Below are 16,122 nucleotides of genomic sequence, written 5' to 3'. Positions count from 1 at the left end.
CGATTCTTAAAAACGTATTTAGAGGAGGGACGGCGTTGCGGCAAGCAGCGTCTTTGTGTATTCCTGCTGAGGCTGAGAGAAGAGAAGCTCGGTGGGTTGTTCCTCAATAATCTCGCCCTTGTACATCACGCACATGCGGTCGGAGACATAACGCACGGTGTTGATATCGTGCGAAATGAACACGAGGCCGAGTCCCAATTCATTGCGTAGGTCGGTGAGCAGGTTGAGAATCTGTGCACGCACCGAGACGTCAAGCGCAGAAGTAGGCTCATCAGCGATGATCACATCCGGTTCCAGCGCAAGCGCACGGGCAATAGCCACGCGCTGACGTTGGCCACCAGAGATCTGACGGGGCAGAACATCAAGAGCGGATTGTGGGAGGCCCACGAGGCTCAGGAGAACGCGGACCCTCTTGAGACGACCGGCTTCATCGTCGATCTTATGCACGCGCATGGGATCGAGGAGCTGGTCCTTGACCGTCATACGTGGATTCAGCGCAGTGGCTGGATCCTGGAAAACAACGGAGATGGCACGGCCCAACTCTTTACGCTGGTGACCGCGTCCCGTCATTTTCTCCCCACGGAAGTAAACCTCGCCGCTGGTGGGCTTCTGCAGACCGACCATGACGCGGGCTAGCGTGGATTTACCGCAGCCGGACTCGCCAACGATGCCAACAACCTGGCCACGGTCAACGTGGAAGTTGATGTCCTTGTTGGCGTGAAGGGTTTCGGGGCGGAAGAGCTTTCCAGTGCGCGTTTTGTGGATCACGTTGACGTCGCGAAGCTCAATGATAGGAGCATCGCTGTCACGACCCGTGAGATTGTTGCGCTGCTGCATCTGGGGATTACTCATCGGATTTCACCTTCCAAACCTTCAACATCGAGGTTGCTGCTAGCGGCTGCTTCCTCGCGGCGCAGTGCGAGCAACGCATCTGTGGCGGCAAAGCAGTGGGTCTCTGAACCGTCAACAAGGCGGAGGAGCGGACGCTGATCCAAGCCCGTGGTCGGGTAGCTGGAACGCGGTGCAAAGCGGTCACCGATAACAAACTCGCGAGGGCTCGGCACGGTTCCCGGTACCTGGTAGAGACGATCCGCGCCAGCTTCGATGGACAGCACAGCACCCAGGAGGCCTCGGGTGTACTCATGCTGCGGTTTGGAGAGAAGCTCGCGGGTATTACCCTGCTCGACGACCTGACCTGCGTACATGACCGTGATCTTGTGAGCTAGCTTAGCCACCAAAGCAAGGTCGTGGCTGACAAAGACCATGGAGAAACCGAGCTTTTCACGCAGGTCATTGAGCAAATCGACGACCTGGTGCTGCACGGTTACGTCGAGAGCTGTTGTCGGCTCGTCGGCGATAAGCAGGCGCGGGTTGCGTGTAAGAGCCATAGCGATGAGCACACGTTGGCGCTGACCACCGGAAAGCTCATGCGGATAAGACTTGAGGGTACGCACTGGGTCAAGACCGACAAGCTCCATCAGCTCTTCTGCAGTGCGCTTTCCACCACGGCGGATCAGCTGCTGCAGTTGCGTGCGAATCAACATCGAGGGGTTCAAAGAGCTCAGGGCATCTTGATAGATCATGGCCATGTCATGTCCGCGGAGGGCATTGTGCTCTTCTGGCTTAAGATCGAGAAGATTCTTGCCGTCAAAGAGGATTTCACCAGTGATCTTGGCGGTGGGCGGAAGTAGACCCATGATGGCCATAGACACCAGGGACTTGCCACAGCCCGACTCGCCCACGAGGCCCATCGTCTGGCCCGGTGACACGGTGAAGTTCACTTTATCCACAATGCTCACGTCTCCGTGCGCAGCAGGGAAAGCAATGGAGAGATCCTTGACCTGAATCAGTGGTGCCTCGCCGCGGGTATAAACAAGCCGGCGGTCTTCACTCATTTCCGCTTCTCGGAGAGCTGCGAGAGAGGTGTTCAGCGAGCGAGCCGCTTCCTTCTCTGTGGACTGGCCGAGGGTATTGCGGGTATCGATGCTGGGGTCGTTGTCGGAGACCTTTGCGGTGAGCTTGATGCGTGGCGACGCCATGGCGTCGGTAAGCCCCTCGGAGAGGATGTTCAGCGCGAGCACAGTCACAAGGATCATGAGGCCGGGGAAGAAGGTAGGCCACCAGGAACCGGTAAGGAGAAGCTGCTTACCATCAGCGAGGATGTTGCCCCATGATGGTGAAGGTGGCTTCACACCAGCGTTAATAAAGGACAGGGAGGCCTCGAACACGATAGCGTCTGCAACCAGCACCGTAGCAAAAACTGCAATGGGGGAGATCGTGTTGCGAGCAACATGCTTGATCAGGATATGAGGGATCTGAGCGCCCATCACCTTGGCCGCAGAGACGTAATCCTCACCGAACTCGCTGAGCACATTAGCTCGCACGATGCGGGAAAGCTGCGGAACATAGAGGAAGCCAATAGCAAAGACCAAGACCGGAATGGACGTGCCAAAGACGGCAACGAACACAGCTGCAAGAGCGATACTGGGGAAGGACATGATGATGTCCAAGATGCGCATCAGAACTTCAGAGACGACCTTGCCGGCAGTCGCTGCGATAGAGCCAATGACCGCAGCCACGACGAGCGCTGCACCAGTGGCGCACAGGCCGATGATCAGCGATGCGCGGGCGCCATAGGCCACACGAGCAAAGATATCGCGTCCAATGGCGTCGGTGCCAAACCAGTGTTCACCGCTTGGCGGCTGAACTGGCGTAGAAGACGCTAGCGGGTCATATGCAGTGATGAGTGGCGCAAAGATGGCCATGAGCGCGACCAACGTAAGGAACGTCAGCGCTACCTTGGAGGTAACAGGCAAAGAACGAATTCCGGCGAACCGCTGCCCTGCGCGATTTTCGAGTTTTTCAGTCAGGTTGCGTCGCATTAGATGCTCCTGATGCGTGGGTTGACGAGCACATAAAGCATGTCAACGATGATGTTGATGATGATGAACGTGATAGCGACGGTGAGGGTAACACCCTGAACGAGGTAAACATCGTTGCGGGTAACGCCGTCGAGGATCAGCTGACCCATAGCCTGGATGTTGAAGATGATCTCGATGATCACCGCGCCACCCATGAGGTAACCAACGCGGAGGCCCAGAACCGTGATTGGGGTAATGAGCGCATTCCGGAGAACGTTGCGGGAGATGACTTCAGCCTTGGGGATACCGGAGCCGATGGCAGTACGCACGTAATCCTTGTCGAGCTCCTCCACCATGGCGGTACGCACCACGCGGGTGAGTGAGCCAGCAACGGGAACGGCCAAGGCCACAGCCGGGAGGAAGAGGTTATTGAGGTAAACGCCAGGGTCCTCGGTGAACTTCACCCATGAGGTAATCAACGCAGGGAACAGTCCCCATGCGCCGGGGATCGTGCCTAGCCACTGGATGAGCAAGATAGCCAACCAGAAAGAAGGGGTGGCCAGTGCGGCGATGGAGACAACGCGGATTACCTGATCGGGCCACTTGTCTCGGTAGAGGGCTGCGATGACGCCAAAGACGAGGGAGAACACGGCAGCGAGGATCAACCCTAAGAAGGTGAGCTGCAGCGTAATCGGGAATGCCTTAGCGACGACGTCTGTGACGGAGGCGCTACCAGTTGTGGTACCAAGATCGCCGTGGAGCATGTCCACGAGGAAGTGGTAGTACCGCACCAACAGGGGGTCGTTGAGGCCGTGGGACTCACGGTATTCTTCGAGTGCCTCCAGAGAAGCCGTCTCTCCTAGCGCCAGGCGCGCGGGATCGGCAGGGCTGAAGGACATGATGAAGAACACCAAGAAGGTCACGCCAAGGATCATGATGGGTAGCGCGATTAGGCGCCGACCGATCAGTCGTAGCAGGTTAGACATAGTAAATGTCCTGACTTTCGTGCGATGTACGTGTGCAAAGGCTCAACCGGAGAGGAGGGAGCCTCATCTTTACAAGTTGGCGCGGAAAACGTAGGTGCTCGGAGAGAGTCTTATATGTAGCGCCGTGGTTCTTTGCGGCCGATAGTGGCCTAAGGATGGGGTTACATAAGGCCTCAACGTGCGATGTTCGATTTCGAGACCCTGTATGTGTTTCCGTGAGCTTGCGCTCGACGGGGTGAAACGCTCTGTGTAGTTATTGTGCGCCCAATCGGGGTGTTGAACAGCGCGTAGGAAACACAGCTGCCGTGACCCCCCTAGGGCAACGTGGGAGTTCTCCTCCCAGCCAGCGTGCTTCCCATCGGAAGACCTATGGAGCGGCATAGCTGGCTGGGATGTGGAGAAGGTGTTTTTACTTGGTGGAACCAACGCCGACGAAGTTCAGACCAGTCAGAGAGATCGGCTTGAAGTCGACGAGCGAGGAAGCATCCCATGCGGTTGGCACCTTGCGGTGGAACAGCGGGTAGAGCGGGACGTTCTCGGAGATGAGGTCGAGGGCTTCGTTCCACTTATTTTTCTGCTCAGTAGCATTTGTGGACTTGAGGCCTGCGTCGAGGATCTCCTGCAGCTTGGTGTACTCAGGGGTGCCCTTCCAGTGCATACGGGACTCGGTCCAGGTGTCTCCGGAGTACCACCAGCGCATAAGCAGGTCGGGGTCGAGGCCGAAGACGCTGGGGTCGCCGGGGGCAATGACCACGTCGTATGCTTCTGGCTTGCCGTCGATGGTGTTGTACACGTCGGAAGACTTCTTCTCGGTCAAATCAACCTTGATGCCGATTGCAGAGAGCGACTCCTGGATCAGCGGGGTGCACTTCTTTACCCAGTCGTGGTCGGTGCACAGCATGCGCAGTTCTTTGAGCCCGGTCTCAGCGAAGAGCTTCTTGGCCTTCTCTGCGTCGTGAGCGTACTGAACCTTTGCCTCGTGGTACTGCGGGTGCTCCTTGTACAGGAACGAGGTGACAGGGCTTGCCTGGCCCAAGAGAGCAGTCTCGATGATCTGCTTGATGTTCACACCGTAGAGGAATGCCTGGCGGTTCTTTACATCGCTGAAGGGGTTCGACTTATCGTTGTTGAACATGGCAAACAGCAAGCCAAAGCCCTGAACTGATTCCACGGAAGAGCTGGACTTCAGCTGCTCAATGGAGAGGTAAGGGATGGAGTCGATAGCTTGAACCGTCTTGGACTGGATGGCATTGGTACGGGTCGATGCATCCGGGATGATCTGCCAGACCATGTTCTTGGCAAGCGCTGGCTTTGGACCGTTGTAGTCCTCGAAACGCTCGAACTTGATGGTCTTGGAGGTGCCACCATTGTCGGTCATCTTGTAGGCGCCGGAGCCGATGGGGTTAGCAGCGAACTTGTCCAGGTTTGCCTGGACTAGGGCCTTGGGGACGATCTTGACTACTGCGAGGCGGCTAGCAAAGACGCCGGTCTCTTCGGTGAGGGTGAAGGTGACGGTCTTGTCGTCCTTCTTTGCAACCTTCTCGATGAAGGGGATGAAGGATGCGTACAGGCTCTTATTTGCCTTGTCGAGGACGCGCTCGAAGGAGAACACAACGTCGTCGGCGGTGACAGGGGTGCCATCGTGGAACTTTGCGCCGTCGCGAAGCATAACGTCGATCGACTTGCCCTCGCCCTTAGGCAGTTCCTTTGCCAATGCGGCGTAGGGCTCGCCGTTGGTTGGGTTGAGCTCCGTGAGGCCCTCCATGGTGTGCCAGTTTGCTGCAACGGTCAGTGCTGCAGTGGTGGACATGGGGTCGAAGCCGTTGGTTCCGAGTTCATAAGAGATAGCTGCCGTGATGGTGCCATCTTTGTTCAATGAACCGGCACTCGCGCCTGCCGAGGGGCTCGAGGTGTCATTCCCCTTAGGGGCGCAAGCAGAGAGGGTGGCTGCGAAACCAGCCGCTGCGCCGAAAGCGGAAGTGATCTTAAAGAAATCGCGGCGAGTGTACTTTTTTTCTGAAGCATTGCTCATGGGTTATTCCTTTCCCCAAGTGTGCGTACAAGATGTCTTGCTGCGGCGACCAGCTTGGATGGGTGGCAGTTGCCGTGTCGCGGGTCATTCTAAAGAATACATCAGACGTCTGACGTCCGCTAGGTTTTGTGTTAGGATTTCAATCGAAGTTGCCAAACAGCACTGTGATCATGCTTGTTTCTCCCCCGCTTTATACCCCATGTGTGGGAGGACGCGGATCCCCTGCTGCTAGGAAAAACCGCAGCACACAGAAACCAGCACTTAAAAATTCTCTCACACCGAATAGCTGCAGATAAGGGCTATTTTTGGTAGTCAAGAGGCATGTTTATCGGTCCATCAGCATGTCCGATCGGCCGCAGATGAACAGGAGAAAAGATGAATTCACACGTGGGTCCGGCGGTAGGAAAGAGTCCTACCGCGGCGGCAATCGAAGATTACATCCGTGATAATAATCTCTCTCCGGGGGACCTCCTTCCCTCGGAAGCGGCGCTTTGTGAGCGCCTTTCCGTGTCACGTTCCTCCGTCCGCGAGGCCATGCGAACGCTCGCTTCCCTGGACGTTGTTGAGATTCGTCATGGGCACGGAACGTTTGTAGGAAATATGTCGCTCGCTCCCCTTATCAATGGAATGGTGTTGCGGCTGACCCTGAACGAGGAGCTCGCCTTAGAGAACCTCTCGTACGTTGTGGACATGCGCATCGCGCTGGACCTGGCCAACGCCGATGAGCTGGTCAACACTTATAAGGGACAATCCACCGAGGTACTCGACCGGATTGTGGAAGCAATGCGGGAAAAGTATCTGCGCCAGGAGTCTTTTGTGGAAGAAGATTGGCAGTTCCACAAAGTGATTTCCGAGAAACTCTCCAACCCTTTGATGCGAGAAATGTCGATGGCCCTTTGGGAGATTCATACCAAAGTGGTCCCGGTTCTTGGCCTGGGTGATCCGGAGGATATGGAAGACACCGTGGAGGCGCACTCGAAAATGATTCAAGCGCTTCATAGTGGCGACGCAGATGGCTATTGTGCATTGATCTGCGAGCACTACGGCCCACTTCTTCGTGTGATCAGGAAGAAAAGAGAGCAACAAGATCGCGCTCGGAGTGTCAACTCTGCCGAAGCCGATAAGGAATCGGGTAAGGAACAAGCATCATGATTGACAAAGGCGCTGAAGCACAAACAGCTGTGCGCATCGGCGTGGACATCGGCGGGACCAAGATAGCAGCCGGCATCGTCGCGGATTCGGACCCCACCACCGTTATTGATTACCGCCGCCGCCCCACCCCCAAAACCAACGTCATAGACGAGGTGGCGGGCGTTATCCAAGAGCTTATCGACGCCTCCCCCATCGCTGTGTCCAGCATAGGAATCGGTGCGCCAGGGGTCATTGACCCCATTGCGGGTGAGGTCGTGTCTTCGGGGCCGACCATGCAGGGTTGGGCGGGGACTAAGATCGCAGATACTTTGAGGGAGCAATTCCATCTCCCCATTGCGGTGCATAACGACGTCCGCGTTATGGGGTTGGGCGAATCCATCTATGGTGCTGGTCAAGACTTTGGCAACGTTTTGTTTGTTAGCCTGGGTACCGGTGTGGGCGGGGCGCTCGTGCGTGATGGTGAGCTTGTTGCCTCGTCGCATTTTACTGCCGGAGAGCTGCGCTACCTGTGGGGTCGGCTCCCGGATGGCTCCGCAGCCCTGCTGGAGTCTTTCGCCTCTGGTCCTGGTCTTGCTGCCTGCTATAACGCACATGCGGAGAACCAAGCTGCGGATCTCCACGAGATCATGTCTCGGTACCATGCCGGCGAGGAATACGCACGGGATGTTATTGAGGAACACCTCTTTGCCTGCGGGGTTTCGATAGGCGGGTTTATCAGCGCCATTGATGTGGACGCGGTGATCGTTGGCGGCGGCGTGGGCACTATTGGCGATGCCATCATCAATCCCTTTGCCCGTGGGGTCAGAGACGGCGCTATTCCGCCGATCAATGAGGTGCCAGTCATCCAAGCGCAACTAGGCACCCATGCTCCCATCGTGGGCGCTGCATACCTGGGTAAGACCCAAGGCTGAATCAACAAAATATCTACATAAGAAGGAACTCTCGAACTCTCATGATGGATCTCAAGAGCTTTATTCAACAGGTCAACAACAAACTCATCGTTTCTGCTCAGGCGCCCACCGGCCACCCACTACGGGACACCCGTACGATGGCTTTTCTTGCCAAGGCTGCTGAACATGGCGGATCGGCAGCGATACGCTGTGGCGGTTACGGCGGACTCGAAGATATTCGGGCGATCGTGGATACTGTGTCCGTTCCCGTTATCGGCCTGACCAAAGAAAGCGATACGGGCGTCTACATCACCCCATCGGTGAAGTCGGCGGAAGACGTGATTAAAGCGGGCGCCACGGTCGCGGCTATCGACGCCACCTTCCGACCACGCCAAGACGGATCTACCTTTGCCGACCAAGTGGCTGCGGTTCATGCGCTGGGCGGACTGGCGATGGCGGACATTGCGACTGCCGAGGAAGCAGTGGCAGCACATGAAGCAGGTGCCGACATTATTTCCACGACCCTAGCTGGGTACACGGAGCACCGCGAGAAAACCGAAGGGCCAGATCTGGACCTGATTCGAGAAATCCGTGCGAAGTTGGGGCCAGACGTATTCCTTATTGGTGAAGGTCGATTCCACTCCCCCGAGCATGTGAAGCAAGGACGCGAAGCCGGAGCCGACGCGCTGATCGTAGGCACCGCGATTACTGATACTGCGTGGATCACCACGCAGTTTGCCGCGGCAGCTAAATAGGAGCAGCACTCATGACCGCATCCATCATAGGAACCGTAGTTACGGCTGACGGCGTGCTCGAAGGGCATCGCATCGACTATGACGCAACGGGAACGATCACCGCGATTGTCCCAGCGCCGGATGAGAAGCTAAACGACGAGCTGACGATCCTTCCGGGGCTGGCCGACATTCACAATCACGGAGGCGCTGGAGAATCGTTTCCTACCTCAGGGATCGAGGGCTGCGTTACGGCCGCACGGCATCACCGTGCGCATGGGTCTACCACTCTGCTCGCATCCACTGTCTCCATGAGGGAAGAGGTGTTGTTGCCGCAGCTGATCTTGCTTTCTGAGCTGGCTAGCGACGGCGAGATAACAGGCATCCACGCGGAGGGCCCGTTTGTTAATAGTTGTCGCTGTGGTGCGCAAGATCCCGACGCGATTATTGGGGGCGACCCAGAACTATTTGCAAAGATGATCAAAGCCTCACGCGGTTTCTTACGCTCGATGACTTTTGCGCCGGAGACGCCTCATGCGCGGAAGCTCGTTGATATGTGCGCAGAGCACAACGTGGTTGTGTCGCTGGGGCACACAGATGCCGACTTTGATCTCACCATGGACATGATCCGCTATGCGGAACAGCGCGGGGCTGTGGTCACTGCAACTCACCTGTTCAACGCCATGCCCCCGGTTCATCACCGCGCGCCGGGCCCTGCGGCTGCGCTCATTAGTGCAGCCGCGCGTTCCTTGGCTCATGTTGAGCTCATTGCCGACGGCGTGCATCTGGATGACAATACGGTGAGCATGGTTTTGGATGCTGTGGGCTCGGAGAACGTCACCTTTGTTTCTGACGCGATGGGTGCCGCAGGTAAAGCGGATGGGGACTATATTCTCGGGGCGCTCGCTGTCACGGTTATTGATGGCGTCGCACGCTTAAGTACCGAGGATGGTTCGCAGGGTGCTATCGCGGGTGGGACGTCGCGCGTGATCGACCAAGTGCGGAGACAAGTAGCCGCAGGCCATAGCGTGGTTGATGTGGTTCGGGCGTCAACCAGTGGACATCGCCTGTTAGGGCTCAATGATCGCGGTGATATTGCCGTGGGTAAGAAAGCAAACTTTGTTGTGTGCCGCAACGACTTTGACGTGGTTGCGGTTTATGAAAACGGGAAAAAGCTCGACTTTTAGGAGACAGTAACCATGGAAATCGTCATTACTCCCACCCACAAAGAAGCGGCAATTATCGCTGCGGACATTTTTGAGGGATATATCAGGCAGGGAAAGACCCTAGGATTGGCTACTGGTTCGACACCGGGCAGCACCTACGCTGAGCTGGTGCGCAGGCACCGGGAAGAGGGATTATCCTTTGCTCAGTGCCAGGCATTCCTGCTTGATGAGTATGTGGGTTTGCCTCGTGAACACGAGCAGACTTATTACCAGACCATTCGTCGGGAGATCACGTCTCATGTGGATATCGACGATGCTGCCGTTCATAGCCCCGACGGCACAGCGGAAAACCCAAGCGCTGCCGCTGACGCCTACGACCAGTCGATACGCGATGCAGGAGGTGTAGATGTCCAGGTCTTGGGCATTGGAACCGACGGGCACATCGCTTTTAATGAGCCGACGTCATCCTTAGTAAGTCGCACCCGCATCAAGACCTTGCACCCGGACACCGTCCGCGACAATTCGCGTTTCTTTGATAACGACGAATCCCAGGTGCCGCACCACGTGATGACCCAGGGTATCGGCACAATCTGCGAAGCCGGGCATCTTGTCATGCTGGCCTTCGGCGAAAACAAGGCCGACGCAGTCAAGGCCATGGTGGAAGGTCCCGTCAGCGCAATGATCCCTGCCTCAGCACTACAGATGCACAAGCACGTAACCGTGCTTTTGGATGAAGCAGCTGCTAGTAAGCTCGAAAATACCGAGTACTACAACTACGCATTGACCCATAAGCCAGAATGGCAGAAGTTTTAAGTCATATCTGTTTGATGTGGTTGGTGTAGTTGGCGCGGGAGCCTAGAACCGTTTTCTCTGTCTAGCTGTAGAAGCCGCCTCTGTATAAGGAGGCGGTAACGGCGGGTATGGAGGAAACATGGTGGCAGCGGGATAACTTTAATCTTGCGATATATGGGTTCTACCAGGTATTAGGGATGAAGTTTCCCCACTCTCGTGGGGGAATACGCTGTGGATGCGTGATGTGCCTTGAAAGCTGTGGGGTGGAGCGGGGCCGTTTTATTGTCAATTATTGGCGTTGTACAAGGGTGGGAAGGGGGCGGCTTTCGCTGGAGAGTGCGTTCCGCGAGCAGTGTCGAGCGGTGATGTTTTAGGTGCTCTCTCCCTCGTATGGGGAGGATGTTGACGTGGAAAATGATTCTCATTAGGTTAAAGAGTGTTATTTTCAATAACTCAACAAAGGATCCCCCCGTGCCTAGAAGAATATCGGCAGCCTGCCTGGGCTTTTTAGCCGTTGGCGGACTTATCGCTTCAAGCGTAATCCCCGTTCCCTCCGCGAACGCGGACTCGAACGAATCCCTCACCGTTCGTACCCAAGTGCATGTTGATTCACCGCACGCAGTGTGGCAGGACAATAATTTTTCCCTGGTCTCTAAGAGCAGCGGAATGATTCCGATCGAGAAAACAATCAACTGGGTTAGTAAAGGAAAAGTTGATCGCGGACTCTATGCGTGGAATGTTCCGGAAGACGAGCGCTTAGAGTTCTTAGGGAAAAAAGACCAGCTCATGTACTACGGGGGACCCGCACACGGCTCCCCTTCTGACGGCATGCCGATTTGGGCTGGTTTTGGTGCATCCATTGACTTGCCTACTGAGAAATTCCGTGATGAGTCCTTCAACCTAGACATCGTTGACTTTGATGGCCCGGGCAAAATGGAACTCTTCACGTACAGCGACGAGGACATGCCCCTCCAACGCCTATGGTCGTCGCATGATGCTGGTTACCGCTCTACGTGGGTGGAAAAGGGAAGCCACACCCACAACGCCACTACCTTTACCCGTCCCGGTCTATATGAGATCAGCTATCGGGCCTCTGCTCGTGGCAAAGATGGAAAGTTGATTGCTTCCGAGCCGCAGAAGTTGATATGGCAGGTAGGTGGGCCGGATCCAGCAGATGCAAAGTTGGGGAATGTAAAAGAGGCCTACGATAAGGCTTCAGAGTCTGCGAACGACGATGCGTCGGGGACCTTTAATCCTGAGTTCACCATGTCTCCCGATACTGGTAATGCTTATGGAGCGAAAAAAGGCCTGCTAACCAAGCTGGACTTTACAACCGGAAACACCAAAGACTCCGGACACGCCGTTTTCTACATCGACGGCTATTACCTGGCCGAAGTCCCTGTGAAAGAGGGCAAGGCTACGTGGTCTGAGATGATCGGCAGCCTCGAATCCAAGTTCCAAGTTGTTTATATTCCGGGTGAAGATTCTCAGAGCCCCTCGTGGGTATCTAAAGAGCTTGAGCATGCGACCGGTAGCGATAAAAACTCAACAAAAGAAGAGGGGTCGTTCCCCGAGGCTAAGGCAGAAGAACCTCGCGAAGAATTCGACCTAAAGGACATCAAACCAACAAGCCTGGATGTTGCCGTCTCAACGAGCGAGATCAACAGCGAAAGCGGTGAAAGCTTCGACCTCACCGTGAAGCCTAAAGATGACAGGTTGACCGTGAATGCGGTGGGCGGATTCTATGAGAAGGAGTCTGGGAAGGCGCTCTCGAGTGTTCCTAAGGATCGTGCAGCCTCGTGCCCCATCACCTTTACGAGTGCTCCCGATAACCGAACCAGCCGTCAGATAGTCGATGGCTGTGAAGGTGAGAACTATCAGCTGTTGTTGGATATTATTCCAAGCTCGCGCACTGAAGCTCCAGGTAAAGCGACTGTCATCGATTCTCATGACGGTAAATATCGCCCGCTTGAGGAGACAACCGTCACACTCGGCAATGGGAAAACTTCCGAGGAGTCCGAGGACGAGCAGTCTGATGAAAGCGGCGAAACCTCTGATGACGCAACGTCTGAGGACGATCCTGCGGATGAGTCCGAAGATGGTGGAGAGCCCGAGGAGAGCACTGGGACGACTACGAGCAGCAAGCCGGACAAGGGCAAGACTCCTGAGAAGGGGAAAGATTCCGAGGAGCCTGAGTCTGCATCGGGAGTTTTGAGCAAGGAAAAAGTTGAAATTTCCAAGGGACATGTGGATATTTCCCCCAAGGAGATCGACAACACTTTGGCCGTGGTGGTTAAAGATGAGAGCGGTCAGCATAGCTCTAAGGCAGTGCTGCGCGATCCCAATTCGGTGACTTTTGTGGTGCCGCAGTCGGCCAAGACCTTGCTTAAGGGCGACATAAAGGACATCGCTAAGAAGGGTGAGCGGGTGTATATGCTCCCCGAGGTGCAAAAGACTGGTCTGGTGTGGCCGGGCTTTAGCACCGAGGAGATTTACGGTGTGACCGAGGATAACTATGAGTTCACGATAACGCCGAAGTCCACGCCTCAAGGCGGAAAGTGGGTTGCATATAGCGGTGATGCTAACTCGTCCGAGAACCGGATCGGAGATTCCTCCGGGAAGCACGTGTACAAGGCTGAGGGGTCGACCCACCGCCACCTCAACTGGGTGTTTACCAAGCCGGGTAAGTACACGATGGACGTGGAGGTCAAGGACACGTGGGATGAGGTCAGCAAGCCGGTGACTCTCACCTTTGACGTGCGTGACTCTAGCGTCCCTGCTGGCAGCACCCCAGGGTCTGAAACTCAGAAACCGGGTAAGCCGGATAAGGGTACGTCCGGCAACTCGAAGACCACCGTTCCTCAGCAGGATTCGTTGGCGCGTCCTACCACTAAGCCCGTCGCTAAGCAGGACCGCAGTGATGGACGTCGTGAGCTTGTCGATGGCCACCTGGACTTCGGCCCGGCGTTTGTTGACGGAAAACTGGGCTTCTACATTGGCGATGACGTAAAGCGTGAGCACGACGCAGTCTCTGATGGCGGACATAACCTTGACCACCCCGATAAGGTTGCGCTGGTTGTTGGAGAGAATCGACGCTTTACTATCGGGGAAAAGGGCAACCGTGGCATCCCTGAGAACGATGACACCGCATTCTTGGGTAAGAAGGGAGACCATGTTTACTACTTGCCCAACACCCAAGATCACAACGCGGTGTGGCCGGGCTTTGACACGAACAAGGTGCGCAATGCATTCCCCAAGGGAATGAGCATTGAGATTGAGCCAGAGTCGATGCCAGACGGTGCAAAGTGGTGGGCTGGGCATCTTCCGAGCCTGTCCAATGATCTGATTAAGCTTGCGGATTCTAGTGGCAAGGCAGTGATTGATCGTGAAGAACCGTTCCATGAGCATGCTGATTGGTTCTTTACTAAGCCGGGAACCTACAAAATCAAGATGCGCGCAGTGGCCAATGAGTCGGGCACATCCACGCAAGCCATGACCTCTGATGGCAAGACGATCAACATTGGCTTGGTCGCAAGCGGCGAAACTGCGACAAACTGGGAGACGATTGTCTTTGAGGTAGGAGGTGAAGGGGCCATTCGGGCTGCGTCCGGCAGCGGCTCCACAGGTGTGCAAAGCACGTCGTCATCGTCTAAAGGAACCCAGAGCTCTAAAACAGTTGCTCTGGCCAAAAACGATAACGCTCCTAAAAAAGGCGTGAAGAGCTTGCTGGCAAACACGGGTGCTTCTCCTGAGATAGCACTTGCGTTGGCGATGCTCTTTGTTGGCGTAGGATTCGCGGCGATTGGTTACCGTCGGATGAAAGGCGCAGAAGAGCTCTAAATTATGAGTTGGTAGGGGGTGCTCCGGTGTTTTGCCAAGAGGTAGTTTGACCTTTGAAAAACGAGCACCTGGTGTACTTCAAAAAAACATAACTAAAAGGCCGGTGAGTTTTCACTCACCGGCCTTTGCACTTGGTCGTAGGGCCTGCACCGCAGGACAAATAGCAGTCCGGGCGGGCGCTCCCCTGCTCATGGGTACGTATAGCTTCCTACTCCGACAGACATAAGCATCGACGATGCTCACGTCTCCGAGAACAAACTCGAACAAATTAATAGGCAGGAGAAGTTATTTAGATGCCAGACCACTAGAACAGTGAGAGTATGAAGACAAGTTAACCTTCATGAGCTAACTACTTAGAAGCATGTCTGTTACTAGGCCGACGAGGTTGATGCCGAACCAGAGCATCCAAGCAAATAATAGAGGGGATAATCCTGCGACGACGGCTAGGACTATAAGCCACCATGAGTGAATACGATAAGCAAAGATTCCAGCGATAATCCCTAGGGGCATAGTGATGGTGTAATACGGCATTGTTCCTTGGGGGAAAATGGAAGGAAAGATATAGGGAAATGCGATAGTAAATATTGAGAGCAAGATTGAGATCGATTTAGCCCAAGGCCAACGTCTTTCTTCTTTTACTGCGTCCATGTCTTTCCTTTCTTCTTTCGTATTTTTAGCTACTTAAAGGGGGCGCACAACGCAGAGTTAAAATACGTGGCAATTGCAAGGACATTGCGTTTTCTTCTGCTCTTTTACGTGTTCCTCGGTTGTTGTGAATGTCTTGGACTAGATATTTGTCACAGGAATGAGCCAAATATCCCAGGGTTGCATGGTGTTTATTGGGTGCCGGTCCACTATGTGTCCTGTGCTGCACTAGGTTCCTTAACCAGGAATACCTCAATTTTCGAGCATATTGAAGGCTTCACTTTTATTGCAGCTAACCGATGGAGCTGCTTATTCGCTTCAAGCAGATATTCGGAGCTAGTTCTCGGACTTGGTAGGGGGTGCTGTGAAGCTCACAGCACCCCTTTTCTTGTGGGTTACGTAGCATGAAAAGCATGCCTCTACGTGAAAATTTTTCTGGGCGCAATGCTGCACACCACCATGGCCCGGGAAACCTAGCTCTCGTTGCTCTGATTGTGTATTTGGCGGTCATGGTCTCATTGGCCATGTTGAAGGCTTTCTATCGCATCGGTTATCTGTGGGATCCCGCGGCACATCGCAATAGGTCTGTGGAATTGGTGCCGTTTAACGAGGTCATGAGTAATTCCAATTGGTTTATCCCAGTGTTTGGCTACGGGGGAAACATCGCTTTCTTTGTGCCTTTTGGAATGCTGGCCTATGTGTGGTTCCACCAGTTGCGCGGTGTTGGTACGCGTATGGTGCTGTGGTCTACGCTTACAGGATTTCTGGTTAGCCTTGCTATCGAGGTGAGCCAGTTTCTGTTTTCGCTTGGATACTCGGATATTGACGATCTGTTGATGAACACCCTGGGTGCTTTTGTAGGGACATTATGTGCCCAAGGCGTTGGGTCCAAGATTTTTCCGTCTGTGGGTCTGGCTAGCGATCTTATTGGGTCTCGTTTTTGCAGTATTGGTTGGCTTAGGAGAACGTTTAGGCGACCCGGACAAGATTGTGAAAAACACATAGGGCTTGAGGTGTGTGGTAAGGG

The 16,122-nt window shown here is 54.9% G+C and carries 11 protein-coding genes and 1 pseudogene; 7 read left to right on the top strand and 5 right to left on the bottom strand.

The features are described from left to right. Window positions 1–18: 18 nt before the first annotated feature. The 4 genes from ET810_RS04380 to ET810_RS04365 all read right to left on the bottom strand — a co-directional run bounded on the left by ET810_RS04380 (window position 19) and on the right by ET810_RS04365 (window position 5,879). A complete protein-coding gene (locus ET810_RS04380) occupies window positions 19–852 on the bottom strand; it encodes an ABC transporter ATP-binding protein (RefSeq protein WP_087454765.1) in 834 nt (277 codons plus the stop codon). Beyond that, complete coding sequence (locus ET810_RS04375; protein WP_087454764.1) at window positions 849–2,882, bottom strand: dipeptide/oligopeptide/nickel ABC transporter permease/ATP-binding protein; 2,034 nt, start codon at window positions 2,880–2,882, stop codon at window positions 849–851. The genes ET810_RS04380 and ET810_RS04375 overlap by 4 nt, the downstream gene beginning before the upstream one ends. Further along, on the bottom strand, window positions 2,882–3,847 hold the full coding sequence (locus tag ET810_RS04370; RefSeq protein WP_087454763.1) for an ABC transporter permease: 966 nt from the start codon (window positions 3,845–3,847) through the stop codon (window positions 2,882–2,884). The genes ET810_RS04375 and ET810_RS04370 overlap by 1 nt, the downstream gene beginning before the upstream one ends. 409 nt (window positions 3,848–4,256) lie before the next feature. Continuing rightward, a complete protein-coding gene (locus tag ET810_RS04365; protein ID WP_087454762.1) occupies window positions 4,257–5,879 on the bottom strand; it encodes an ABC transporter substrate-binding protein in 1,623 nt (540 codons plus the stop codon). 375 nt (window positions 5,880–6,254) lie between these two features. On the opposite strand from ET810_RS04365, the gene ET810_RS04360 reads away from it, so the two are divergent. The 6 genes from ET810_RS04360 (at window position 6,255) to ET810_RS04335 (ending at window position 14,450) form a co-directional block, all read left to right on the top strand. Further along, the gene (locus ET810_RS04360) at window positions 6,255–7,031 is read left to right on the top strand and encodes a FadR/GntR family transcriptional regulator (protein WP_087454761.1); all 777 of its coding nucleotides are present in this window, start codon (window positions 6,255–6,257) and stop codon (window positions 7,029–7,031) included. After that, window positions 7,028–7,942 carry an ROK family protein gene (locus ET810_RS04355; protein ID WP_134316120.1) on the top strand — a complete coding sequence of 305 codons (915 nt, stop codon included), beginning with the start codon at window positions 7,028–7,030 and terminating at the stop codon, window positions 7,940–7,942. The genes ET810_RS04360 and ET810_RS04355 overlap by 4 nt, the downstream gene beginning before the upstream one ends. A 44-nt stretch (window positions 7,943–7,986) precedes the next feature. Beyond that, window positions 7,987–8,676: an N-acetylmannosamine-6-phosphate 2-epimerase gene (locus ET810_RS04350; protein ID WP_134316135.1), complete on the top strand. Its 690-nt coding sequence runs from the start codon at window positions 7,987–7,989 to the stop codon at window positions 8,674–8,676. Between the two features lie 11 nt (window positions 8,677–8,687). Further along, window positions 8,688–9,839: an amidohydrolase family protein gene (locus tag ET810_RS04345; RefSeq protein ID WP_134316121.1), complete on the top strand. Its 1,152-nt coding sequence runs from the start codon at window positions 8,688–8,690 to the stop codon at window positions 9,837–9,839. A gap of 12 nt (window positions 9,840–9,851) precedes the next feature. After that, window positions 9,852–10,631 (top strand): glucosamine-6-phosphate deaminase, encoded by a 780-nt coding sequence (gene nagB / locus ET810_RS04340; protein ID WP_087454759.1) that lies wholly within the window; start codon window positions 9,852–9,854, stop codon window positions 10,629–10,631. Between the two features lie 450 nt (window positions 10,632–11,081). Beyond that, on the top strand, window positions 11,082–14,450 hold the full coding sequence (locus ET810_RS04335) for a choice-of-anchor M domain-containing protein (RefSeq protein WP_134316122.1): 3,369 nt from the start codon (window positions 11,082–11,084) through the stop codon (window positions 14,448–14,450). A 345-nt stretch (window positions 14,451–14,795) separates the two neighbouring features. Here ET810_RS04335 and ET810_RS12445 read toward each other — a convergent pair whose 3' ends face one another. Then, complete coding sequence (locus tag ET810_RS12445) at window positions 14,796–14,981, bottom strand: hypothetical protein (RefSeq protein WP_225870465.1); 186 nt, start codon at window positions 14,979–14,981, stop codon at window positions 14,796–14,798. 623 nt (window positions 14,982–15,604) lie between these two features. On the opposite strand from ET810_RS12445, the pseudogene ET810_RS04325 reads away from it, so the two are divergent. Next, a pseudogene (locus ET810_RS04325) lies at window positions 15,605–16,100 on the top strand (VanZ family protein). The last annotated feature ends 22 nt before the right edge of the window (window positions 16,101–16,122 follow it).

It is taken from the genome of Corynebacterium silvaticum, assembly GCF_004382825.2.
Lineage (GTDB): Bacteria > Actinomycetota > Actinomycetes > Mycobacteriales > Mycobacteriaceae > Corynebacterium > Corynebacterium silvaticum.
The sequence above is the reverse complement of the archived record's forward strand: the minus strand, read 5'-3'. Positions and strand labels throughout refer to the sequence as shown.

Bases quoted from the DNA above. Each gene is read 5' to 3' on its own strand.
- ET810_RS04380 (WP_087454765.1), bottom strand. From the start codon at position 852: ATGAGTAATCCCCAGATGCAGCAGCGCAACAATCTCACGGGTCGTGAC.
- ET810_RS04375 (WP_087454764.1), bottom strand. From the start codon at position 2,882: ATGCGACGCAACCTGACTGAAAAACTCGAAAATCGCGCAGGGCAGCGG.
- ET810_RS04370 (WP_087454763.1), bottom strand. From the start codon at position 3,847: ATGTCTAACCTGCTACGACTGATCGGTCGGCGCCTAATCGCGCTACCC.
- ET810_RS04365 (WP_087454762.1), bottom strand. From the start codon at position 5,879: ATGAGCAATGCTTCAGAAAAAAAGTACACTCGCCGCGATTTCTTTAAG.
- ET810_RS04360 (WP_087454761.1), top strand. From the start codon at position 6,255: ATGAATTCACACGTGGGTCCGGCGGTAGGAAAGAGTCCTACCGCGGCG.
- ET810_RS04355 (WP_134316120.1), top strand. From the start codon at position 7,028: ATGATTGACAAAGGCGCTGAAGCACAAACAGCTGTGCGCATCGGCGTG.
- ET810_RS04350 (WP_134316135.1), top strand. From the start codon at position 7,987: ATGGATCTCAAGAGCTTTATTCAACAGGTCAACAACAAACTCATCGTT.
- ET810_RS04345 (WP_134316121.1), top strand. From the start codon at position 8,688: ATGACCGCATCCATCATAGGAACCGTAGTTACGGCTGACGGCGTGCTC.
- nagB (WP_087454759.1), top strand. From the start codon at position 9,852: ATGGAAATCGTCATTACTCCCACCCACAAAGAAGCGGCAATTATCGCT.
- ET810_RS12445 (WP_225870465.1), bottom strand. From the start codon at position 14,981: ATGCCGTATTACACCATCACTATGCCCCTAGGGATTATCGCTGGAATC.